Origin of the sequence: Blastopirellula sp. J2-11 (assembly GCF_024584705.1) — a bacterium.
Classification (GTDB): domain Bacteria; phylum Planctomycetota; class Planctomycetia; order Pirellulales; family Pirellulaceae; genus Blastopirellula.
On sequence record NZ_CP097384.1, the window covers coordinates 4,512,220 to 4,535,827 of the forward strand.

Genomic DNA, 23,608 nt, shown 5'->3' on the forward strand with positions numbered 1-23,608 from the left:
CGGTATGGCTATGGTTTCACACGAGCGCGGCCGACCCGTCGATAGACGGTCTCGCCGCGCGCGATCTGTTGGTATTGGCGCACCCGCAGTTGGGCGTAATCGTAATCGTCGGTCGCTTCGAGCAATTCGCCCAAAGCGCCGATATGTTTTTGAAAATCAGAGCAGCGCGTCTCTGGCAATTGCTTCGGCCGTCCAAAAATCGGGAACGAGGCGAAGCAGAAGACGATCAACAGAATTCCGATATGCAGCCCCAAGGCGCTGATAGGCCACACGGTCAACCATTCCCAGCCTGATCGCCCCTGGACGTCATCGCTGGTGGAGACAATTTCGACGCCCGATTCGCCCGATTCCAGAAAGGTGACCGATTCGCCATAGCCGCACTCTTCCACCAATTTGGCGGCCAGTTTGCGATGCTCATGGTTGACGAGCGGTTGATTGAGCAGAAAGGAACCGTTGCTGATCAAGATCAGCTGCGTCCCTGGGGAGTCGAACTCCGCATAGCGGATCACAATCGGGTCGTCGGCGTCGGCTGTCGACAATAAGATCTGGTCGTGCGGAAATTTTTCCGAGAGATCGGGGAGGTCATCGCTTTCCCAATCGGTCGGCAGCGAGATCCGCGAGCGGAGCACCAGATCGGTTTTATCGGCGTCAATCGCGTCGGCCCAGGGGCCAGCAAGTTGCTTCGGTCGGCGAATTGGAACGTCACGCTGGACCGAGTACCAATCGCAGTCAAACTTGTCGCTCGATTCGGCAGAGAGGCTGTCGAAATCATGCATCGCTATGCCCTTCTCACGCTGGGCGGTCAACTGGTCCTCAGGCGAAGCTTGCGTCTCCATCGAATTCCAGTATTCGATCGCCGCATCAAAGTCACGATCGATGAAAACCAGCGTTCGCCCTTGCTTTGCCTGGAGCCAATCTTCGAGATACTTCCGCACCTCTTTTGTCGGAGCTTGGAAAGAATCGGGCGCCCAGACGATGACGTCGCTTTCTTGAATGCGGGGCGAAAGCTTGCTGGCCGAACGTACGCCGTAGCCGGCCTGACGAAACAGTTCGCCCAACACGTGCGTTCCGTTGACGCTGCCTGTTTTTTGATAACCGTTGCGTGCGCCGTAGGCCGTCGGAATTTTTACTTCACTCGAAAAGCAGCCCCCGGCGAAGATCGACAGTCCGATCATCAGCCACAGCATGTTGTGCGAATCAAGCGACTTCATCGAACCACTCCGCTCAGATGTTGTCGAAATGGCTCCAATTGTTCCCAACAACGCTCGAAACCGGTTTGCGTCAGTTTCCTTTGTCCGAAGAACACATCTTCAAACGCTCGCATCGTCACTTCCAGAATATCTTGCAACGCGAAATTTTTGCGGATTTCTCGCAAATACTGACCGTTCGTTTTCCCCTTCGCCAAGCGAATGATTTGGCGTTTGTCGAGTTCCACTAATTCGTAGCTGAACAAGTAAACAATCGCTTCGTTGTAGTCTCCTTTGTCGTAGCAACGACGCGCTTCGGCCAGCAAGTCCGAGTCAGGCCGTTTCACCTGAAACGGTAAGCTCTCGAGGCGATCGACTTGCGTCGTCGTATCGGCAATCTCGGGCCGATCCTTTTTCGTCAATCGAGCGTCGATCAAATTCGCGTTTTCCAAGTAACGGAAAATCAAATACCCGATGACTCCCAAGCCGACCAACACCATGGTGTAAATCATGATCGCGCCCAACGACCAAATGCCGTTGCTGAACAAACTGGAGAGCCACGAAAAATCGGGCCACCAGTTCCAATTCGTCGCCGCCGAAGCCGGAGTCGGCGGCGCTGGTCGATAGTGGTTCGCCGAGGGAGGCGTCACCGGGACGCGGGCCAACGCGTCTTTCTCGGCGTCGTACCACTTGGCCGACGGCAACTGCGCCAACTCCTTTTGCGTTGTCGCCACCGGTTCTTCGATGTGACCGCTGGGCTCCGTATCCTCCCACCAGTCTTGTGCGCCGGCGCCGGCAGCTAGCGAAAAGAGCAACAGGAACGGAGCGATCCGCGAACTGATTCGTAACGCGTTCATGCGACGATTCCTTTCCAGCGATTCGCTTCGGCCCGCACGACCAACTCCACTTCCCAACCTTCACGGCGAATCCGCAGATCGAGATAACTCAAAAAGCGAGCGACCGCCATGTAGGCGGCGACCAGCCAAAGCGAAATGGGCAGCAGCACATCGAGCATCATCGCGTCCCATCCCCATTGGCCGAAGAGATATCCGCGCAACGCCCAAATGTTTAAACAAATAGCGGCCGCCAAAGGAATCGCCAGCGTCGAAGCCATCGCACGAATGACCATGTCGCCAAAGTTGGGATTGTGCAAAGCGGCGCTGCGCCGTCCGATCGTCATCGTATTGGCGTCTTTCGCCCACATCGGATTGCGATCTAACAAGATAATCTCGCCGAGGAATGGCCGAACGCCGCGCAAGACCGTCACATAAGCAAGCAGCACAAACAGGAAAAAAACCCAGGCCTCGCCATCTTCCAGCGTACAAAGAAAGACGAGTCCCATACCCGGTACGACTCCTCGCAACATCGCCACCAACCAAAACATGCGGGGGACCAGCGCAAACGGCGCCGATAGCATTCGCTTCCAATCCGGCTTGTCATGGAACATCGCGTCCCCCAGCAGCAGCGTCACCAGCGAGGTGGCCAACGGCGCTTCGATATAAATCAAGAGAACCATTAACAAACCGTACTGGGCGGTCGTCACATCGCTGGGCAAATCGGGACGCAGATTCCACAACAGCGCGACGTTGATCGCCATGAACGGAATCGCGACGGCCGCCGTGACCACCAATATTCTTGCCGCATAGCGTTTGCCGACCAACAGTCCCAGGTCAAACAGCTCGAGCAATCCTCGTTCGCGAATCGCGATTTGGGTCTTATCGAATTGCACGCTGCCCTCCTCGCGGAAATCCCAGCACGACAAAATAAATCATCAGCAGAAAACTACTGAAGATCGCGACGAAGACCTTCGCCTCCAATGGCAATGCCGAGGGCGAGATCCAGGCCTCGATCATCGCCGCCAGGCAAAACAACGTGGCGGACGCTCCCATGATCGGCAAGCTACGAGACGCCGCGATCGTGAGTGAGTCAATTCGACGAAACGCAATCAACTTTGCTTGTGTGAGCAGATCTTCGTCGGGCTGCGGATCTTCGCCAGGCTCAAGTTCACTCTTCCAATATCGAGGAGAAATGATCGCCATTCCCAACCGCAATCCAGCTCCGGCCGCTAATGCGATAGCGGTCAACTCAAACGGTCCATGCGCCAACACAAACTCAAAAAAGTTGTCTCGCACTTCATCCGGAACCGACGGGCTCGACATATATCCAAACACGGCCCCCAAGTAGGTCGCGTTAAACATCAAAGTTCCAATCCCACCCACGACGGTAATGCCGGTCGCAAAACACTGCAGCCCGATCGACGTGTTGTGCTGGACATACATCGTCGCGCCGGCAGGAGAAATCCCGCTATTGCCGACTGAATTGCGATGCATATCCGACATCTGCTCTAGACTTTGATTTCCTACAATCGCATCGGCGAAACCGGGATAGATCACCGGATTGGCGCCGATGAACCAAGAAAGGACGAAGAAACCGAAGAAGAGGACGAAGCAAAGTTGAACGCAAGGATCGACAAAAATGTGACGCGGAGTCGTGACCAACAGCTTATAAACCAAGCCGGTCCAGTCGATCGAGCGACTGCGGTACAGCTGGTTGTGAGCACGACCGACCAACTGATGCAAATAGGCGACGATGTTCGGCGGCAGTTGATACGAATCGGCCAACGCCAAATCGGCGCAAGCCGCGCGATACAATGCCGCAAATCGCGAGATCGCGCGAGCGCCCAGCTTTTTCTTGCGGCGCATCTCCATCGACGTGCATAGCACCTCCAACTCTTGCCAGTTGCGGCGACGCTTTTCGATGAGTTCGGCGACCTTCACGCGGGCGGCCCTTTATTGGTTAAGCAACGGGGGACTTGGTCAAAGTCTGCAAATTGGTCGCCGTGCCTGCTGGCGCTCCTCCGTAAACCGACGAATCGGATGACGTGCCGTCCGCCGATCGATCTGACAGGAAGGTGCGAAAGTACAACGCGCACAACATCAGATCGTAGCTGGTGTCCGCAGGCAAGTTGAATTGTTTGAGCATCGGCTCGGCCAAGTGGCCTGCGATCTCGCGTCGGCGCGCGGTCGTAAAAAATCGGCGCCGCTCTACATAGGTGGCTACCGCTTTGCAGAGACTTGGGCCAGCAACAAAATTAGGAGGAATATAATCGGCCAACTGTCGCGCCCGATCGTCTTCAATTTTTGCGATCTTCATCAGCCAACTGCGATCTTCGATCACCACCATCGTCGCCACCAGCAAATCGCCCAATCGCTGAAAGCGAGAATTGAACGTCGGGACGATTAGCCCAATCAGAAAGGTAGGCAAGTAAGGCCCTGGATAATTGAGCGCTTCACGCATCCATTCAAAAGGAAGCGGCGCCAGCGGCATCATGTCGGCATAACGAAAGAGATTGCGGCCGAACGCCTGCAACGCATTGATCGGCTCCCCATCCACGGTGACCGCGCGAATCGACAAGGCGCGCTTCCCCGGAGTTTGGCCGTTCCAGTAAGTCTCGAACAACGCTCCATAAAACCAATCGAGTAGGAAAAACGCGAGAAAGCGAATCGCATAGCCCAGTTCGGCCAAGGGCCCCACACGGTCCATCAAGCCGCTGCAGACGACGATCACAAAGATCGTCACATACACCGCAACGCGAATCGCGAAATCGAGCAGGAAAGCGGTGAGACGCCGAAAGGGACCAGCCGCTTGATAATAGAAAGCGATATTCTCTGGGGTCACGATCTTCAGTCGCGAATCGATCGGATCGATGGTGCTCACCATGCGGGAATCGGTATCGGAATGAAGAGAGGAAGAATCGCCCTGGAGTTCGCATCCACGGCCCATCTCTAGTGTAGTACGCCGGGACGCTCTCTCTCCAGAGGTAAGTCGCAGGGAAACGCCGGAAGGTTCTCAAAATCGTCCCATTTCGCTATATTTTGAGCGCGTTCGCTTAGAATTTTCTTGTCACTTTCGCCCCGGACGATCGGATGCGCCAAACCTACCCTCTCCTTTTCGCCGGCCAACCGCACGAACCGAATCTTGACCTCGAAGTTTGCGACAAGTATTCCGGCGAAGTCGCTGCACGTGTTCCGCTTGCGTCCCCACAGCTCATTGAGCAAGCAATCGCCGCCGCAGCCGCCGCGACGCGCCCCATGGCGCAGTTGAAAGCCTACGAGCGCCAAGACGTTCTGCAGCACTGCGTCAAACGCTTTCAAGAGCGCCAAGACGAACTTGCCGAGACCCTCTGCGTTGAAGCTGGCAAACCGATTCACGACAGCCAGGGCGAAGTGACCCGGCTGATCGATACCTTTAAAATCGCCGCCGAAGAAGCGACCCGCATTACCGGCGAAGTGATGCCGCTTGATATTTCGTCGCGGGCGGCCAACTATCGCGGCATGTGGCGACGCGTGCCGATCGGCGCCTGCTCGTTTATCTCCCCCTTCAACTTTCCGCTCAATCTGGCCGCGCACAAGATTGCTCCGGCGATCGCCGCCGGTTGCCCCTTTGTTTTGAAACCGGCCAGCTTGACTCCGATCGGCGCGCTGATCATCGGCGAAGTTCTGGCCGAAACGAACATGCCGGAAGGTGCGTTCTCGATCTTGCCCTGCCGTCGCGACGGGGCCGAGCTGTTCACCACCGATCCCCGTTTGAAGCTGCTTAGTTTCACCGGATCGCCCGAAGTGGGCTGGAAACTAAAGTCCCAAGCAGGCGCCAAAAAGGTCGTGCTGGAACTAGGCGGCAATGCGGCCTGTATTGTCGACGCCGATGCCGATCTAGAGGATGCGGTCGAGCGGCTGATCGTCGGCGCGTTCTATCAATCAGGGCAAAGTTGCATTAGCGTGCAGCGCATCTTAGCGCATCGTGACATCTATGACGAATTGAAATCACGACTCGTCGCCGCGGCTTCGCAATTGAAATCAGGCGATCCCAAAGTCAAAGAGACCTTCATCGGTCCGATGATTACCACTGGCGAAGCGGAACGCGTCGAGTCATGGATCAACGCCGCTGTCAAAGCCGGCGCCAAGTTGCTCACCGGCGGTCAGCGCCAGGGAGCGATGGTCGAAGCGACTCTGCTAGAGAACGTTCCGACCGACCAGCCCCTCTCGTGCGACGAGGTCTTCGGGCCGGTCGCGATGCTCGCGCCGTTTGACAACTTTGACGATGCACTGCGGATCGCCAATGACAGCCAGTTTGGGCTGCAGGTGGGGATCTTCACGCGAGACGTCTATAAGATCCTGACGGCCTGGGATCAGATGGAAGTGGGCGGCGTGATCATCGGCGACGTCCCTTCGTGGCGCGTCGATCATATGCCGTATGGCGGCGTGAAAAACAGCGGCCTGGGACGCGAAGGAATCCGCTTCGCGATCGAAGACATGACCGAGATCCGCAACCTGGTCATTCGCGAAATCGACGCTTAGCGTGGTGACAACAAAACAGATCGTCGAACGCTTCGACGATCTGTTGATTCTTTCTTTGCAGTGGAAGCAGCCGTACTAGCCGTGAATTCGGCGATGGATCACTTCCGGATCGATCGGAATCACTTTGGTCGTCGCCGAATAGTCGGCGGTCAACACGCTGCGATTCTTCTTTTGCTTCTTCAGTTCGTACTGAATGACGTAGGCGCCGATCTGCACTCCGCCGGTGGTGTAAACCGGGGGCCACAGCTCTTCTGGTCGGCTCGATAGCGTCTTGGCGAGCAACCGCGTGCCCCGTCCCGAATAACCGCCGAGCGACATTTCAAGCCGCCCTTGCGATTCGTGATAGGCGTACAACACGTAGGCCGGTTCCCAGGTCGTTTCGTCCCACTTGGCGCACTTCCACGATCCGTCGGCCGTTTCGTAGTAGAAGCCCGGCGTCTCCGGCGTTTCGGTCTTCGACAATCGCTTGCCGCCGCTGCACGACTCTGGATGCTCGACGTTCTTCTCGCGATGTCGCAGATAGATCGGCACGGCGCGATCACTCGGTTTTTCGACTTCGTCTTGGCTAATGTATGGTTCGCAGTTGAAAATGCTGGCCATCGAAATCTCGACGACCGGGTTGCTGCGGATACTGCCGAGACAGATCAACGCTTTGTCACCCTGGGCGGCGTGGAAGTTTTGATAAACTTCGTTCGCGCGGGCATGCACTTCTTCGTTGTCGGCTTGCCCCGGCGCCCAGACGAGCGTTTGGAACAAGTCTTCTGGCTGCGGAATCGGCGCGTCGAAAATCTGCTCGCCCATTTCGTTGAGCATCACCGGCTCAGGCGGTCCTTCGTTGCGGTGGTATTTGGCGGTTCCGCCCAGCGTTGAAATGCCGGTCAGCAGTTCCCCCTGCAAGATCGTATCCGACGCAACGACCCAAGCCCCTTCGGGCCAGTTCTCGTCAGCACGAACGCCCAAGCACATTTCAATGCGGCGGCGACGAGCCAACAATTCCCAAAAGTTCTCCGGCTCGACCGAGAATAGCGAGCCCGGCAATTGGCCGGCGTCCGCATATCCATGCTTGATCAGAAAGTCGCACAGCTGCGACAGCGCCGAGAGCGGAATATATTTCGCTTCGTTCTTCAACAGCGACGAAACCTGATGGCGATCGAGTCCCGTATAGTCGCAAATCGCCTTGATCGTCCCCGGCCGCTTTTTCGGGTCGGGAGAGTGATTCAGAATTTCCGCGAGACGAAAGGAGAATTTCATCGACAAGCTCCTGCAGATTGAAGGCGAACCATCGATTCGCCGTGGGTGAGCGATGGCCCCAGCTGGAAAAAAGGCTCACATACATAATGTGCATTACTCCGCCATTGAAATCAACGGTAGAAACACCGCCTTTGAGTTAAAGTGCAAAAAATTCACGCCAGGGCTCCGTACAATCGATTCACCCACTCTAACTACTTTGCATTTAAGTCATTATCACCAAGCAGCTTGCGCGTATTCCCCGCAATTCGCCAAGGGACTGCGGATACTCGCTAATGTGCAACCGCTTGAACGAGGCAATTCACGCAAGCTGCGCAATGCCGGCATCTACTCCATCGGTTAGGTATCACGCCGCAAGCCAAAAAACCCCGCGTCAGTCGCTGGTTTCGCCGCATCGCAGCCGGGTGCTGGGATGTCGAATGAAAAAAATCAGCAGCATCGCTCTCCCGCAGGCCTGGAACATTGGACCGGACCGGACTCCGCGTTTTTTTCGGGCTGGAACATTGGACCGGACCGGACTCCGCGCTTTTTTCGGGCTGGAACGTTGGACCGGACCGATTGCTTTTTTTGACTGCGTTCTCATCCGTGTTCGTCTCTCCCGTTCCAACTGCGCATGCGAAAACGCCCTGGCCTGATTCTCCTCAGGCCGGTTCATCTCAGAGAGTCGCCCTCTTCGAACGCCGATTCATGCACCACAAAGAGCGCATTGTTTACCAAGCATATTTTAATAACATGCGCAGACTTTATCAACCTTAAAAATGGCCGGTCCCCCTCCCCAACGTTCGCCAAAAGCGCATAAAAAAACTGCCGCCCCCCACGGGACGGCAGTCGATTTTGACGGAATGAAACGCCGCGAACGTCGCTAGTCGATCCGACGCTTCAACAACACAGCGTCTTCCACGTTGTAATCTTCGCCCGGCTCGTAACCGACCGGAATCGAACGATCAATCAAGTAGAACGAACGATTCCGCTTGATCTCGCCGGTATCGCTCCCCAACTCTTGCCCCAGTTGCCAACCATCCGGGTGCACCTGACTGATCGTCGTCGGCTCAACCTCAAAGTAACCAATCGTGATCCAAACGGCGTAAACGTTGGACTGGGTGGTGGTGAGATTGTCGAGTCGGCGGATCCCTTGCAGCCGATTGGCGGCGCTAAGCGAAGTATCCGTGAAACGCGTCGTTGCGGTCGAGTTCGCTCTGAATTCAAACAACGGCTGATCTTCCGTATCGGTTCCGGCAATCGCTTGCGGCGTATTACTGGAATTGGTCAACAATTTTTTCGATCGCAACTCCGTCGCATCGACGCCCGGTACTCGCAACGCGTTGTTGTAGTTCGACCCGGCGTTGCTGGGATCCAACGGCGGCATCATGTTACCGGCCGCCGCAGTCCGGAACGGATCAGAGAACCACGACGGAAAATCACGCGCGGACGCATTAAATCGCGTGGTGGAGCTACTCGCGGCAACGCTTCCGCCCCGACTTTGTTGGAATTCGTTCCAGCCAGGAAAGTTGATGTCGGCGTTCTGGAACAAGTTCTCTTGAAATAACGCGTTGTAGATGAATTCGCTACCCATGGTGTTCAGATTCACCTTGCCGGGATCACGGAACTCACTGCGTTTGTTGAAGGGGAACCGCAGATGATTCTTCAAATTATCGGTTGCTGTCCAACCCGCTTCATACGCCGCACCGTTGTAGTACTTTTGCGTGCCGACAAATCGTGACGGGACCGTCAAGTAATCAAAGATGCGATACATGTGAGCGCGACGCGTCTCGTCGCCGAGCGCCCCCAAGTTCTTCAGATCGCGAGAATGATAGAAGTTCATCAGGCCGCCGATGCGTCCCCAATTGTCCCTCGCTCTTTCCACAAGATCCGTTCGATCCGCCGACCCAAATTGATCGATATTGTTGTCATTGTTGAACAACGAATATTCCAAGGTCAAACGCTGCGGCGCACTCGACGGCACCAGCATCAAATCATGGACCGACATGAAAGGACTGTCGGGCCAGTAGATAAAGCCGAACGGCATGTCATTAGCGCCAGCGCCGGGAGCGCCGATATATTCGCCGTCGGTTCCGGCCGTGTTGTCCAGCGGCAGTCCCAGACTGCGGTTCAAATACCCCAACGAATGCATGAGCGGACGACGGAAATAATCTTCTTGCCCATCCGCGTTCACAAAATTCATTGCAGTATCAAGCGGCGTGGGCGGATTGTTCATCGTGTGCCCCTGGGCTCCGGTCACCGCCTGCGCACGCGCCGCCGAATCGACCAACCCGCCGTTGTTGGTCAGCTTGCCCAGCAAGCCGCCGTTGGCGTCACCCGAAAATGAATCGCTGCCGTTGCGTCGGCCTCGCTCGTTGGAGCCAAACGCGACAGCGTTCCCCAACGCCATGTCGGGATCATCCGGATCAGTGCTCGCCTCCCCGTTGAAGACATGCAAGTCGACCGAAGCCCAGTCAACCGTGATATAAGGGTTGTACGCCGGGTGATAGTTGCGAGTCGGATCGGCCAGGCGTTGCAGCAACAAGCCTTTGAAGTCATTGATGGTGCCGGTCGTAATCGAACCATATTCCTGTAACGGCGTTCCCATTTCCAAATCTAACGCCGTGTCAGGAATCAGAGTTGTCGACGGAGCGGGAGCTCCATTGTCTTCTGGATTAGCCGTTGAATAATGTCCCACTCGATCGGCGGAACCCATTGGATCAATCGGTTCTTTGTAGTAACTAGCCGCCGTCGGCAGAGGCTCAGAAATGTTCAGCCCGGCGTCAACACCGCTCGTGGGAATCGGAAACTCATCTGGATCCGCAACCCAGCCGGAAGGCGCCGGAATCGTAAACAGGGCCGATGTATTCGTCTGAATCTCGTTTGGAACGCCCGGATAAGTCACGCCAGGCGTCGTAACAGTCGCCCCCGCTCCAAGATCAATATATTGCGTTCCGGTCATCGCATTGATCAACGCCGCATCAGAAACAGAGCCTGGATCACCGGGCGCGACGCCAAAGTACGTTCTCTCGCGCGGACCGCCCACAAGATAACGATTCGGCGTTAGCAGTAACGGATTACCCGTACCCAGGTCACGATACTTAAACGACATATCGTCAAAGCGTGACAAATCGTCTCCGGCGACCGTCGGCAACGCGAAGCTGCTGCCGACAAACCAGATCATGCGATCGATCTCAATATCAGGATCGGATGCGACCGGCATTGTTGGATCGACTGGATATTGCGGGTTAAACTTCGCGGGATCTACGCCAATCGCCGGATCGTTGGGCTGAAACATGATCGTATTCGGTCGCCCATCCGCGCCAGTCGCTTGCGCGAGCAGCTTCTCTTCGGCGGCAGATTTGAATTTGGTCACAGCCATTCGCCAAACAGGCGCATTGTTCGGCGCGACGGCGCTCAGGTTCAGCTGGCCGCCTTGATACAATTCACCTGGCAACTTTGTGCCGTTCGCGGGTAAATTCCGCGTCGCGTACAGTTCAAAGAACAACGATCCCTGCGGGATGCGGTATTGATCCAAATTCGGGTCATCGCCGCTTGCGACATCTTTTTGCGGCCCATCGTCGTAGTCCGTATCTTTGAGGCGCTTGTCATGCGTCGCCAAGGTTTCGGAGATGACCAAGTCGGGCTGCTCTGCCCCCCAGACAACGCGTCGATCCGCACACGAATTCATTGTGAACACTGTCGTATCCGCTTCGTCCGACTTCAAGTCGCCGTCGACTCCCCAACCATCCCACGGATTCACGTCGTACTCAAACGGCGTCATGATCGCATCGTTGTCACGAAAATCGACCACATTGATCGCCCATTGAGCGATTCGTCGCACAGTCAATTCTCGTTTATCATCCGCGCTCAAAGCGGCAGTTTCGGTCGGCGCCTCGAACAACGGAAAGTCATAGCCTGCGTCATGCAGCAGCAACGCCAAGCAGAACAGATGCCGAGCATACAACTGTTTGGCGAAAGTGGGGGCAAATTGCGTGTCCGCCCCATTGAAGACCTTCAGGGGACGATTCCGTCCGTCACCGCTATCAAAATAATCGATGTCGTAATCGTTGACGTAGTGCGGCGTGTACGTGTCCAGATTGGGAAGCGTGATGTCTTTGTTGTATGCGTCCCCCGCCGTAATCAGCGGCGTGTTGAACAACCGATTCACATCCATCGGTTCGCCGCGCAGCACTTCAAAGGGAATCGTTGAGCGGACAATCTGCTGAACCTGATCTTCCGTAATCGTCGTGCCGCCCAACGTCCCCGGCAGTACGCGACGAACCCGTTCGCGCGCCAAATCCAGAATGGTCGGCATCGTATTTTGCCAGAGGGCGCTATTCAACTGCGCCCGCCCGCCCGTCAGTTGATTCGCGTCAAACGGCGAATCGACCGTCGGAGCCGTGCCGCGCAAATCGAGCGGCACAGGCGGAGCCGGCAACGTCTGCATGCTATAGCTTTCGGTCGTCAAAGCGGCTCGATTTTGCGAATTCGCCAGCGTGGTCGGCGCATCCGACTTCAAACGAGTCGAAAGATAGTTGCCGTCATAGTCGTTGTACCGCAGCAACGCTTCCAGATCGCCAGGCGTATACGGAGAATCGGTTCCCTGCGGATGATTGAGATTCATCTCGTACGGGTCATTCAACGCATTGGTGATATTGGCGCCGGTATAGTTGATCGTCGATCCTGAAAATGTCCCTGACTGCGTGGCGATACGCGAGCGGCCGGTGTAATCCAGATACTTCATGCCGGCGCCGGCGATCAGCGGGTACGTGCCGTACGCCTGACCGACCAACGATCCGCCCCAGTCGGTCGGCAATCCAATTTCACCATACAAGGCCAGTCGCTCGTTACCGACGTCACGTGTCGTTTTTGCGCCCGGCAAATAGGGAGGACTCACCGCGGGATTTTTGTCCGCATAGCGTGAATTCAGAATCTTGAAATATTCCAACCCTAGCGGCGTCACCGGAGGCGTGCGGTTCGTAAAAATGTTTCGCAGATCGAAGTCGGCAGGACCATATCCCGCGCCAATCAGGCGGGCCATCGCATTAGACCCGTTCGCCGAGTTTGCACTAGCGGTGATCGACGCTTGTTGATAGTCGTAAGTGCCGTTGGTTGGATCCGCAAAATCAGGCGTTAGCGTTTCAAACGAATTAAAGAACCCGGCTGCATTCAGGTTAAGTTTCGCGTCTTGATCCCGCACCAAAATCGCCGCCAACTTCTTGTAGCGTCGACCATGGGGACCGGTCACCACCGGCAAGCCGGGATCGATCCAAATGCTGTCCATGACGCCGTCGCGATCGTTGTCGACATCCCATTGGAGACTTTGATCAAGCAACGTCGAACCACTAATCTTGATATCGCGATAGCCTGGATTGCTGCCGGTAAAATTTGGATTATCTTCCACCAGCGGGCGCAGCATGATGCGGCGTTTCAGTTTTATCAAAGCGATGCGATGCTCTACCGGGAATTCGTCGGTAGTGACAATGTCTGTTTTGGGCGTTCCATCGGTGTTAAATGGACGCAACCACATTTCTTCCTGCTGGGCCGCAGTAAGATCGGCGAAGCCGTCATTGTCTGTGCCTGTCGGATCTTTCCACTCTCTTGCTAATCGCGCATACCAATAGGCGATCAAGTCAGGACGATGGAACGACGGCAACACGTCATCCGACGAACCGGGCGTTCCGTTGTTGAAGTAGTACGAGAGCGCCATGTTTTGATAGTCGGGCGCATCCCACGGTTCGTCGGCGCCGCCGTGATCTACAAAACGGCTCTCCCCGGCAAACGGATCATCAACAATGCCGTTTGCCGCGTAGGCGGCGAAATTTGGCAACAGCGCTACCGGCAACCTCATATTTGGTCCGGCTGCGGTCGTGATGTCGTTGATCGATGTCATCAAGTCCAACGACGCGCCGTTCTGATAGTTCTTACTACCAATATCGCTATAACCAAACCCCGTTCCGCTAAAGGGGCGGCCGTTGATCAAGAACGTGTCGCCCGTCATCGGCAACCACTTGGCGGTCGACGAGATGTTGAGCCCTGACGGTTTTTCGACCATCAACGTCGCGGTGGCGCCGGTCGTGGAGGTCGAGTCGTAACCGACGATGCGCACGCTGCGATTTCGGCCGTTGCCGTCGAGATAGGTCAAAATGCAGCCGTTGTAATAACCGTCGACCGGCACAAACGCCGAGTCGGCCGTCACCGTCAGTTGCACAAATTCTTTCGGCACGATGTCGCCGGCGCCGTTGGTGAGGGCGCCGTCGCCGCTGATGACGGTATTGATGGTTCCGTGACGTGACTCGCGGCCGTATAAATCGCGCAGCAGGTCGCCGCCGATCAGCGCGCTGGACGTGCCGACCTTCGGTCCACGGACCAGGTCTAACATCACCGAGTCGGCGTCTTGTTGCGGCATGTCGGACGTAGTGGGATTGGCGCGTCCGGCGTCGGCGGCTCGTTTGAACTGGGCGGCGGTCACGACAAACGTGACGCCCACCAACGCAAACAGCACGAGCACGCTAAGGACGACGAGCAAAATAGCCCCGCGCCGGGGCGGTTGCTTCCGATTCATGGGTATTGCCTTTTTGCTTTCGCATGACGACGCCAGCCCCCGCAAAGCGTCGCCGTTATTTCGTCAAACCGCCGTAAGTCGGCCGCTTGAATTGCTGGTACGAGTAGTCGTTGGGAAAAGTAAGGAGTGAGTTTTTATGGGGTCCAAGGAGAGCCCGTCTCCAAGCGGACCTTTCGTTCGTAAACGCCGACTACGTCTTCGACGTAGATGGCTTGAGTGGGCGGGTCCATTGCGTTCCAATCAGGACCATCCAATGTGAGTCGAAGGTCATACTTGGATCCAACGGTAACCTCTTCAATTTCATCCATGGCGACAACACGATACCATTTGAAATTGTCGCCCCAGTAATACATGTTCGAGCCTATTGTTCGCGTGACACGCACTGTCAGGCAAATCCAATCGCCGGTTTTCATGTCCAGCAACTCCGGCGTCCCGGCCGTAAGTTGGATTTCGCCGGTGGTGCCTCCGCCGCTGATGAAACTTCCCGTTTCGACGGTGAGGACGCGCTCGTTCAGCAGGCCTCTTTCCGTTGCTCCGGCAATGTCGGCGCTGGTCGGGATATCGCCCTGACGATTTTGAAAAATAATCGTCGACATCACATATTGATCTGTCGGTGGTTGCGAATTGCCAGTCGTACTTCCCGCTGCCGCCGTGGCAAACGGAGGCATGTTACCGCCGGTCGACGTGTTTACTCGCGTCGATGACGCCTCTGGAACCAGCATGATCGCCCAGCTATAAGTCCCTTGCGATTGACGGCGAATGTTCGTGCCGCCGCGCGTGAAAAACTTCTGTAACAGCGGTTCTTCGCGATCCTTGGGACGTTCATAACCGCCGGCAGTTCCCACTCCATAGTCATCGTCAGAAACGAACGCGCGTTCGGCACGGCTCTCCATGAACGGAAAGCTGGCGTTGTAGCTCCCTAACGATAGACGACGCATTTGCGGCGTCGCCGTCGTGTCATAGGGAAAGAACTGACGCTGCGTAGCACTGTCAATAAAAAACATCGGGTCGATCAGGTAAGACTGGCGAACAGGCAGTGAACTGGCACTAGTACGAAACCGAGTTTGATCGACTGGCGTTGGAGACTTCAGCGGATCCAACCAAGAATCCGGGTTCATCATGCCGTAGACTTTCGCTTCGCGCTGGACGCGGCGTCCAATGCTGGCGACGCGATCGCTGCGGGTTCCCCGTTCGGCCAGATGGCTGCCGAGCGGAATCAGCGAGATCAAGCCGAGGATCCCCAGCATCACGACCATCGTCGACATCAACACTTCGACCAGCGTGATGCCGCGGCGGCGATTTCGAGTTGGCTGCATGGTTCTTATCATTACGTCACGTTGGATTTCGGTTATCGGCCCGAGATGTTTTGAGCCTGCTTGGCGAAGCGGCGAGCCGACGCGATCGCCTCCGGCGCCGACGCGACCGTGTTGCTGACGGCGCCGTTGTTGGTCGTCGCGATGTTGCCCGTCAGCCGATTGATCGAAACCCACATCGCCTCAGGATCGGCGATATTGCTGCCGTCGTCGGTGGGCGCCGTGAACAACGAAAGGACGTTCGCGGGAAGGGACAAATCGTTTCCGAGATCCGTCACCGCGATCACTTTGTCATAACGACCAATCAGCAAGTTGATATTGCCCACCGGCAGCGTCGCGGAAGTGTTCACGGCGGTAGTCGTCACGCCCGATTGCCAATAGTAAGCGTCGACGCCTCCCTTGGGGCCGAACATGATCTTGGGATATTCCTCAGTCGTAGGCGTGCCGGTAAAAGCTTGCGAAGCGATCCCCGTCGAATTGGTCCCATACCCGGTCGTCCCCAGTCCCGAGAACGCTAAGTCAATACAAACGCCGGTCGGCATCTGCAGCGGCGTGACGCTGTTGCGCTGCGGTTGGCGGTAGATTTTGAACGGTCCAGTGATGGTTCCCATCGAACTGGTGTACCAGGGAAATGGCGCAGGTTGATCAATATTCCAAGTGATGACGACATCGCGGCTTCCGCTGGCGGCGGCCCCCGGCAGATCGATGTAATACGGCTGATTACTGTAGCCGAAGAATACGACATCGCCGCGAGTCAAAAAATCATTTTCGAGAAGCAGCGTATCGCTAGTGCTATTAAATCGAACCGTCAGCTTTCCACCGATGTTATTACCCTGTGAATCAACACCACCAAATGTGGGCACAGTGCTGATCGAGCACGTGGAATTCGTCAAATTCCCGGCATACGGCGGCGGAGTTTCGACCATGAACAACGTCAAACCAGCCTGCGGTTCGTTCGGACGGTTGTTGACGATCTCGACGCCAACAGAGCGCCCCAGTTCAAGCGCTCGCGTACGAGCACCGGCGATAAATGCATTTACTTGGCGCGCCGCTTCGCGTTGTTTCTTGCCGCGAGCACCAGTGCGTGCGGCGGTCGCGGCGATGCCGAGCAAGATCGACAACAGTGTGACGACAACCAACAGCTCGACCAAGGTCACGCCGCGGCGGTTTCGTTTTGGTGTGTATGTCAGACCGCTCATGGTGCGTTACCTCCGACAATCAAGTAGTGATTGCTGATGTTGTCGACCGAGTTGTCATAGCCGTCGCCGTTGACGTCCATCATGACGCCGACGCCGTAGATACTGGTATTGTCGGGGTCAATCAGGTTGATCGACAGCGGAGCATGAAAGTAAGGATTGATCTGTGCGGTGACGAAATCAAGCGGCCCAGTGCTTGCTGCATCGACTAAATGAATTCCTCGTTCTGCGTCGCCATTGGTAGCGGCCGATTCATCACCGCCGATGTCAAAAATGCCATCCTTCCCGGCTGACACGACTAACGGCATCAGATTGAAATGAGCAAACCCTGTCCCCAAAGGATGAACGTCAGTTTTGTTGTCCCCGGGCGGTACTGCAGGCAAAGGGGTGTTCGTTACTAAGTCGCCGCGCACTCGCAAAGGATCAAGCGAGTCAAATACGCGAATATCCTGCAGCGAAGTTTCAATGCCGATATGTCCTTGCGGCCAACGCAAAAAGGCGATCGGATTGCCCCAACCGTCCAGAACTTCGGGAACGCCATCGTCGTCGGTATCTCCGACTTCGCTGTCGTGTAAGAAGTCGAGAGCGTTCGTTTCACCATCGGTGATCGACGCCAAGATGAGATAGAGACATTCCGAATGTTGATTGTCAGGCGTCCAAGCAGCATACGCTGGGCCCCAAGTCGAGTTCCCGGTAAAGGCCATAATCGCCCGTTGATGACGCGCATAAATCGTCGAAAAGGAACCGCCGGGAGTATAAACCGTTTGCAGATCGGTTTTACGGTCGGGCATTTCCTGCACCATCAACGCACGAATTTGATCGACGCGTTGTCGTGCCTGAGCGATCGGGTTGCTACTCGTCCCGCGCGGAGTCCGCCGCGTCCGATAGCTCTCGTAGCGAGTCATGATGAACTCGTTGAGCTTTTGGATTTGGCCGCGGGTCCGCGCTTCGCGGGCCGTTTCGCCGGCGCCGGCTAGGGCCAGCAGGACCATGCCGGAGAGCAGGCCGAGGATCATCACGACGACCAACATTTCGACCAGCGTAAATCCGCGGCGAGCAGCAGTCCGCCCGCGGCGGTCGTTTCGCGCGTGATTACGCATCATTATTCAGGCTCCTTGTTACGCAACGGCCCCTGAGCAAAGTTGGTGATGTTGTCGCGATCGTCGGTGGTGTAGGCGATGGCGTTGACGGTAAACGCAAACCCGCTTTGCGTGCCGGTAAGCGATCCTCCTGACAAGCCCGTTGGATAATATTTCGTATCATCCGTATCGGTGAAGTCGGGGAAATTACCGAAATGGCCATCGATGCCGGCGGTGACAATCTGAAACGTGTCAGGATTGGCGAACCCAGAAGTGCTTCCAATCGTGGCGCAGTAGGGACGTGCTTGACCTACCGTGGAGTAAACAGCGTCCATCGCATTTGGGTCGTTAGGAAATCTTGCGACGCCGTTCCCGTTGACATAGCTGGTCGAATTAAAATAGACGTAGGGAGCGCCATCAACGCCGCTGGGGTAATATTCTAGCCAGCCGTCGTTATCCAAATCTTTCAAGCGTTCGACGGCAAATCCAAAATACTTCTTACGATCGCCGGTCCCTGTAAAAGGTCTCTCCACGTCCGAGCTGAAGCCGCTCAGGAAAACGACCAGCGCTTCGGCAGGGCCAATTCTATCAAGCTCTAATTTCCCATTTACAATCGTGCCAGCCGCCGCGTTGGGCGAAACGCAGCCTGCAAGCTCCAAATTTTGGATCAATTTGAGTTGATCCATGTCTGTAGGATCATATTGATTGAGAAGATCGTTAGCGACAATTCGAGGCGATAACTTGCGCATAAACGACCGAATTTTTCCCTGTCGCTCTCCTACCGTTGGATAACAAGTCGCGTTCAAGTCAGGTGGAAAAGCGCCATGATCGCTTTGAAACAGCTTCATCGCCGTTTCGATCTGCGCCAATTCGGCGGTAATCGCCGCTTCCTTCACGCGACCCACGGCCGCCGGAATGGCGACCAGCGCTAAGCCGGCCAGGATGCCGATGATCGTGATCACGACCAGCAGTTCTACGAGCGTAAACCCGCGCTGTGTTAATTTGCGCCGCGTTGCAAGTGCCCGAGTCTTCATGGCGAACCTTTCCTGGTAAACGCGTCGGCTTCGCTGCCGCGGTTCGTAATAAGTGGTTATGTAGTGGGGGTGATTGCCGCAGGGAGGCTCGGCTGGCGAGCGGCCTCCCCGCATTGCGATAAGGTTTACGACAGGTTTTGAATCAAGCTGACCAGCGGCAGGAAGAGCGAGACGACGATAAAGCCGACCGAGATGCCGAGGAACACGATCAAGATCGGTTCGAGCAGCTTGGTCAACGATTCGGTCATCACGCTGACATCCTCGTCGTAGGTGTCGGCGACTTTGAACAGCATCGTATCGAGTTCGCCGGTCTCTTCGCCCACGTCGATCATGTTGGTCACAAACAGTTCGACCACGCGACGTTTCATTCGCATGAAGTACCACAACGCGCCGCAGACGGCGGTCACGCCGATCGCGGTCGGCGCGTACTGGGCGACATCGCCTGGCACGATCATCAGCGCGGCGGCCGGCAGTGAGGGGAACAGCATCCACAGGAAGAGCGCGACCGGGTGAAACGGAGCGCGGCAGTTTTCTTCCATCGGTTTGAAGATCGATTCACCTTCTTTGATCGACTCGGAGACATTGTGATACATCTTCTCGAACATCGCGTGCCCTGACGTATCACGGGCAATGTTCAAGCACTCCAAGATCGGTACGCCAGACGCGATCAGCGTACCCAGGGTACGCGTGGTGCGCGCCAGGATGTTCTTCTCTTGCAAGCTGCCGGCGATCGGGATATTCAAGAAGAACAAATCCCAGCCCATGCGGCCTTGTTTGAATTTCCGCAGCAACTTGACGAACAAGACCAACGCCATCGGGATCATTGGAATCACGTACCAGTAGTTGACGATCGCCGTCGACATGGTGATCAACAGTTGCGTCGGCGGCGGCAAATCGAGCTCGAAGTCGTCGAAGATCTGCTTAAACACCGGCACGATCTTGATCATGATGAAGGTCAAAATACCGACCGCCACGGTGATGACCACCGCCGGGTAAATCATCGCGCCTTTGACTTTGCGCTTCAGGTCTTCGTCCCGTTCCATGAAGTCGGCCAGACGCAGCAAAATCACTTCTAAGGCGCCGCCCGCCTCGCCGGCTTTGATCATGTTGACGTAGAGACGATTGAAGCACTTGGGGCACTTCGACATCGCTTCTGACAGACCGGCGCCCGACTCAATGTCTTCGCAGACGTCCATCAACGAGTTTTTCAAGCGTCCCGGTTTCGACTGCTTCTCGAGAATCTTCAGACTGCGCAAGATCGGCAGACCGGCGTTTTGCAGAATGGCCAACTGCCGCGTGAAGGTGGTCAGTTGACGACTGCTGACGCCGCCGATCGCGAACGTGCGGCCCCCTTTGCCGCCTGCCTTGCCGGCTGCTTTCGCCCGCGCTTTCTTTTCAGAAATGCGAGTGATGAAGTAGCCCATCTGGCGTATAGTGGCCACCGCTTCATCTTCGGTTGGCGCATCAATTACATCGCGGATCTCCTGACCCTCGGTGTCCATCGCTTCGAATTGATAGGTTGGCATGATCTTTTCCCGCGTGCAGCCTGGATTGTCGAGCGGCGCGGCTGGTCGCGTCGGTCGAAGGATGTTGGCGTCGGGCGATTATTTCGCCGTGTCGCTCAGTTCGTGTGAATTCAACGTGTTTGTTTGTTAATTTTTCTCGTGCCGGAAGCAGGCATGCTGCGAGCACGATGATTCTTGGATTGGTTTCTCGCGTTAAGCTTCGAGCACCGTTTCTCGGACGACCTCTTCAATCGAAGTCAGGCCGTCATAGGCCAACAGCATTCCGGCGTCACGGAGCGAGGTCATCCCCACGCGGCGCGCTTCTTCTCGAATCTCGTCGGTCGACGCATTCCGCATGATCATGTCGCGGATATCGTCGTTCATAATGAGCAGTTCAAACAGGCCGATGCGCCCTTTGTAGCCGGTGTTGTTGCAGTTCTCGCAACCAATCCCTTTGTAGAACTTGCGTCCGGCCAGTTCTTCGGGCTTCATCTTCAACTCAAACAACATATCGTTGCTCGGGACCGATTCTTCGCGGCATTGACTACAAATGCGCCGCACTAGTCGCTGCGCCAAAATGGCTTCGACCGTGGCGGTGATCATGAAGGTCGGAATCCCCATGTCCTTCAAACGCGTGACGGTCGAAGGCGCGTCGTTGGTGTGCAACGTGCTAAAGACCAAGTGCCCCGTTAAAGAGGCTTGAATCGCGATCTCGGCGGTCTCTTTATCACGAATCTCGCCGACCAGGATCGTATCGGGATCTTGTCGCAAAATGGCCCGCAAGCAATTTGCGAACGAATTGCCGATGTCGGCGTCGATCGGAATTTGCACAATGCCGTCAATGTCATACTCGACCGGTTCTTCGGTCGTGATGATCTTCTCGGTGATTGCGTTCAGTTCGCTGAGCGCTGAGTAAAGCGTGGTCGTCTTGCCTGACCCGGTCGGTCCGGTCACAAGCACGATGCCGTTGGGACGCTCCATCACGACGCGAAAATCTTTCAGCGTGCCTGCATCCATGCCGACCTTCTCGAGATCGAGCGACACGACGCTGCGATCGAGAAGCCGCATCACGACGCTTTCGCCAAACATCGTCGGCAACACCGAAACGCGCAAGTCGACCGGGTGCCCGCCGACGGTCAGTTCGATCCGACCATCTTGCGGCATCCGCCGTTCGGCGATGTCGAGGTCGGCCATCACCTTGATCCGCGTGGTGATCGCGAACGCCAAGTGACGCGGCGGCGGCACCATTTCAAAAAGGACGCCGTCCGCTTTGACGCGAATCCGGAACTCTTCTTCAAACGGCTCGAAGTGAATATCGCTGGCGTGATCTTTGATCGCCATCAGCAGAACCATGTTCAGCAACTTACGAACCGGGGCGCTGTCGGCCAGCGCTTCGGCGTCCGTAATGTCGATCGGCCCGTCGCCCATCAGCGCCGACGCGGCCTTCGCCAGGGCGGCGTCTCCTTCGAGATCGTGAACCAGGCTCTCGAAGCTTTCGGTATCTTCCGAGTAATAGCGATCGAGCGTTTTCTGAATATCTCGTTCGGTCGCGACCACCACGCGGATCGAGTAGCCCAAAAACTGGCGTAATTCGTCCTGAGTCGACAAATTCTGCGGTTCGCACGTCGCGACCGACAGTTCGTTCAAATCTTCGTCAAACGAGATCGGAATCACTTTGTAGAGCTGGGCCATCGGCTCGGTGACGCGCGACAGCAAGTCGCCCGGAATCGAGACGTCGTCGAGACTGACGACTTGCATTCCCAATTGCTCGGCCAACGCTTGAACAAGCTGATCATCCGTGATCAGGTTCATGTCTTCGGCAATCTTGCCGATCGGCTGATGCTCAGCTTGCTGCTCTTGCTCTTCGAGCAAGAGCACTAACTGTTCATCGCTGATGAACCCTAAGTCGACCAGAATTTGTCCCAGGCGTCGAATCGCCATTGATAAGTCCTTGCTGCTTCTACTTGGCTGCGTCTAGTTGGAGGTACATCTCTGCCGTCGTTTCTGTGGACGTTAGTGAGCGGAAGCTTCGGCCACTTCGTCTTGCTCCAAGCCCCGTTTGGCGTCCGCGATTCGCTTGGCCAGGTCGGTCGGATGCTGGGCTTTGCCGAGCACCTCTTCTTGCGAGACTTTCTCCGCTTTCCACAAGTTGTAAAGCGAGTCGTCCATCAGGATCATCCCGTGCTTGGCGCCGGTTTGAATCATGGACGGAATACGAAACACCTTGTTTTCGCGAATCAGGTTTTTGATGCCGGAGGTGCAGTTGAGCAGCTCGTAAGCCGCACAGCGGCCGCCGCCGATCTTGGGGCAAAGCGTTTGCGACAACACGCCGATCAAACCTTCGCCTAACTGCGTCCGAATCTGGTCCTGCTGGTTAGTGGGGAAAACGTCGATAATACGGTTGATCGTGCCGGCGGCGCTGTTGGTATGCAACGTGCCGAACACGACGTGCCCTGTTTCCGCCGCGGTGATCGCCGCTTCGATCGTTTCCAAGTCGCGCAACTCACCCACCAGAATCACGTCCGGATCTTGTCGCAATGCGCGACGAATCGCTTCGGCGAAAGAAGGGACGTCGACCCCAACTTCGCGTTGATTGACCGTCGACTTTTTGTGGTAGTGATAAAATTCGATCGGGTCTTCGATCGTGATGATATGGTGATCGATCGTCTCATTGATGTTGTTGATCACGCTCGCCAGCGTCGTACTCTTTCCAGAACCGGTCGGCCCTGTCACCAGAAACAGCCCGCGGGGACGCTTACAAAGCTCGATCACTTTGTCAGGCAAACCAAGTTGCTCCGGCGTCAGCATCGAGTTCGGAATCTGTCGCAACACCATCGAGATGTTGCCGCGTTGGCGAAAAATCGAAACGCGAAAACGGGCCAGATCGCTGAACGCAAAACCAAAGTCGGCGCTGCCAGACTCTTGCAGTTCACGCTGACAACGCTCTGGCGTGATGCTTTTCATCAGCGAGACGGTGTCTTCGGGAACAAGTGATTTCGTATCCAGTTGTCGCATTCGCCCATGCAAACGAAACACTGGCGGTTGCCCGACGGTTATATGAATATCGCTCGCGCCTTGCTTCACGGCGGCTTGCAGCAGCTTGTCGATCAGAATCGTGGCCATACGAATCCTTTAACGCATT

Annotated in this window: 15 protein-coding genes; 1 reads left to right on the plus strand and 14 read right to left on the minus strand. The window is 56.0% G+C overall.

Annotation, left to right across the window (positions count from 1 at the left end; genetic code table 11):
- Nucleotides 1–8: 8 nt before the first annotated feature.
- From M4951_RS17875 to M4951_RS17895, 5 genes are read right to left on the minus strand one after another with little or no spacing between them, the layout of a single operon-like run.
- Entirely contained in the window at nt 9–1,211 is a 1,203-nt protein-coding gene (locus M4951_RS17875; RefSeq protein ID WP_262022995.1) for a DUF4350 domain-containing protein, read from the minus strand.
- A complete protein-coding gene (locus M4951_RS17880) occupies nt 1,208–2,044 on the minus strand; it encodes a DUF4129 domain-containing protein (protein ID WP_262022996.1) in 837 nt (278 codons plus the stop codon). Before M4951_RS17880 ends, M4951_RS17875 begins: the two co-directional genes overlap by 4 nt.
- Nucleotides 2,041–2,916: a hypothetical protein gene (locus M4951_RS17885; protein ID WP_262022997.1), complete on the minus strand. Its 876-nt coding sequence runs from the start codon at nt 2,914–2,916 to the stop codon at nt 2,041–2,043. Before M4951_RS17885 ends, M4951_RS17880 begins: the two co-directional genes overlap by 4 nt.
- Nucleotides 2,903–3,964, minus strand: coding sequence for a stage II sporulation protein M (locus tag M4951_RS17890; protein ID WP_262022998.1), 1,062 nt, complete (start codon nt 3,962–3,964; stop codon nt 2,903–2,905). The genes M4951_RS17885 and M4951_RS17890 overlap by 14 nt, the downstream gene beginning before the upstream one ends.
- A gap of 19 nt (nt 3,965–3,983) precedes the next feature.
- Complete coding sequence (locus tag M4951_RS17895) at nt 3,984–4,907, minus strand: RDD family protein (protein ID WP_262022999.1); 924 nt, start codon at nt 4,905–4,907, stop codon at nt 3,984–3,986.
- Between the two features lie 206 nt (nt 4,908–5,113).
- On the opposite strand from M4951_RS17895, the gene M4951_RS17900 reads away from it, so the two are divergent.
- Nucleotides 5,114–6,544 (plus strand): aldehyde dehydrogenase family protein, encoded by a 1,431-nt coding sequence (locus tag M4951_RS17900; protein ID WP_262023000.1) that lies wholly within the window; start codon nt 5,114–5,116, stop codon nt 6,542–6,544.
- Nucleotides 6,545–6,619: 75 nt separating this feature from the next.
- Here M4951_RS17900 and M4951_RS17905 read toward each other — a convergent pair whose 3' ends face one another.
- From M4951_RS17905 to M4951_RS17945, 9 genes are all read right to left on the minus strand, one after another.
- Nucleotides 6,620–7,795: a helix-turn-helix domain-containing protein gene (locus tag M4951_RS17905; protein WP_262023001.1), complete on the minus strand. Its 1,176-nt coding sequence runs from the start codon at nt 7,793–7,795 to the stop codon at nt 6,620–6,622.
- Between the two features lie 859 nt (nt 7,796–8,654).
- Nucleotides 8,655–14,339 carry a hypothetical protein gene (locus M4951_RS17910; protein ID WP_262023002.1) on the minus strand — a complete coding sequence of 1,895 codons (5,685 nt, stop codon included), beginning with the start codon at nt 14,337–14,339 and terminating at the stop codon, nt 8,655–8,657.
- 134 nt (nt 14,340–14,473) lie between these two features.
- Nucleotides 14,474–15,655, minus strand: a complete 1,182-nt coding sequence (locus M4951_RS17915; RefSeq protein WP_262023003.1) for a prepilin-type N-terminal cleavage/methylation domain-containing protein — start codon at nt 15,653–15,655, stop codon at nt 14,474–14,476.
- A 32-nt stretch (nt 15,656–15,687) separates the two neighbouring features.
- The gene (locus M4951_RS17920) at nt 15,688–16,851 is read right to left on the minus strand and encodes a prepilin-type N-terminal cleavage/methylation domain-containing protein (RefSeq protein WP_262023004.1); all 1,164 of its coding nucleotides are present in this window, start codon (nt 16,849–16,851) and stop codon (nt 15,688–15,690) included.
- On the minus strand, nt 16,848–17,951 hold the full coding sequence (locus tag M4951_RS17925; RefSeq protein WP_262023005.1) for a type II secretion system protein: 1,104 nt from the start codon (nt 17,949–17,951) through the stop codon (nt 16,848–16,850). The genes M4951_RS17920 and M4951_RS17925 overlap by 4 nt, the downstream gene beginning before the upstream one ends.
- The gene (locus M4951_RS17930) at nt 17,951–18,961 is read right to left on the minus strand and encodes a type II secretion system protein (RefSeq protein WP_262023006.1); all 1,011 of its coding nucleotides are present in this window, start codon (nt 18,959–18,961) and stop codon (nt 17,951–17,953) included. The genes M4951_RS17925 and M4951_RS17930 overlap by 1 nt, the downstream gene beginning before the upstream one ends.
- A gap of 125 nt (nt 18,962–19,086) precedes the next feature.
- Nucleotides 19,087–20,487, minus strand: coding sequence for a type II secretion system F family protein (locus tag M4951_RS17935; RefSeq protein ID WP_262023007.1), 1,401 nt, complete (start codon nt 20,485–20,487; stop codon nt 19,087–19,089).
- A 192-nt stretch (nt 20,488–20,679) separates the two neighbouring features.
- Nucleotides 20,680–22,407 carry a GspE/PulE family protein gene (locus M4951_RS17940; protein WP_262023008.1) on the minus strand — a complete coding sequence of 576 codons (1,728 nt, stop codon included), beginning with the start codon at nt 22,405–22,407 and terminating at the stop codon, nt 20,680–20,682.
- Nucleotides 22,408–22,479: 72 nt separating this feature from the next.
- Nucleotides 22,480–23,589, minus strand: a complete 1,110-nt coding sequence (locus tag M4951_RS17945; protein ID WP_002654650.1) for a type IV pilus twitching motility protein PilT — start codon at nt 23,587–23,589, stop codon at nt 22,480–22,482.
- Between the last annotated feature and the right edge of the window lie 19 nt (nt 23,590–23,608).

What these genes read in the sequence shown, in the direction of transcription:
- M4951_RS17875 (WP_262022995.1), bottom strand. Translation starts at nt 1,211, where the DNA reads ATGAAGTCGCTTGATTCGCACAACATGCTGTGGCTGATGATCGGACTG.
- M4951_RS17880 (WP_262022996.1), bottom strand. Translation starts at nt 2,044, where the DNA reads ATGAACGCGTTACGAATCAGTTCGCGGATCGCTCCGTTCCTGTTGCTC.
- M4951_RS17895 (WP_262022999.1), bottom strand. Translation starts at nt 4,907, where the DNA reads ATGGTGAGCACCATCGATCCGATCGATTCGCGACTGAAGATCGTGACC.
- M4951_RS17900 (WP_262023000.1), top strand. Translation starts at nt 5,114, where the DNA reads ATGCGCCAAACCTACCCTCTCCTTTTCGCCGGCCAACCGCACGAACCG.
- M4951_RS17905 (WP_262023001.1), bottom strand. Translation starts at nt 7,795, where the DNA reads ATGAAATTCTCCTTTCGTCTCGCGGAAATTCTGAATCACTCTCCCGAC.
- M4951_RS17910 (WP_262023002.1), bottom strand. Translation starts at nt 14,339, where the DNA reads ATGAATCGGAAGCAACCGCCCCGGCGCGGGGCTATTTTGCTCGTCGTC.
- M4951_RS17915 (WP_262023003.1), bottom strand. Translation starts at nt 15,655, where the DNA reads ATGCAGCCAACTCGAAATCGCCGCCGCGGCATCACGCTGGTCGAAGTG.
- M4951_RS17920 (WP_262023004.1), bottom strand. Translation starts at nt 16,851, where the DNA reads ATGAGCGGTCTGACATACACACCAAAACGAAACCGCCGCGGCGTGACC.
- M4951_RS17925 (WP_262023005.1), bottom strand. Translation starts at nt 17,951, where the DNA reads ATGATGCGTAATCACGCGCGAAACGACCGCCGCGGGCGGACTGCTGCT.
- M4951_RS17930 (WP_262023006.1), bottom strand. Translation starts at nt 18,961, where the DNA reads ATGAAGACTCGGGCACTTGCAACGCGGCGCAAATTAACACAGCGCGGG.
- M4951_RS17935 (WP_262023007.1), bottom strand. Translation starts at nt 20,487, where the DNA reads ATGCCAACCTATCAATTCGAAGCGATGGACACCGAGGGTCAGGAGATC.
- M4951_RS17940 (WP_262023008.1), bottom strand. Translation starts at nt 22,407, where the DNA reads ATGGCGATTCGACGCCTGGGACAAATTCTGGTCGACTTAGGGTTCATC.
- M4951_RS17945 (WP_002654650.1), bottom strand. Translation starts at nt 23,589, where the DNA reads ATGGCCACGATTCTGATCGACAAGCTGCTGCAAGCCGCCGTGAAGCAA.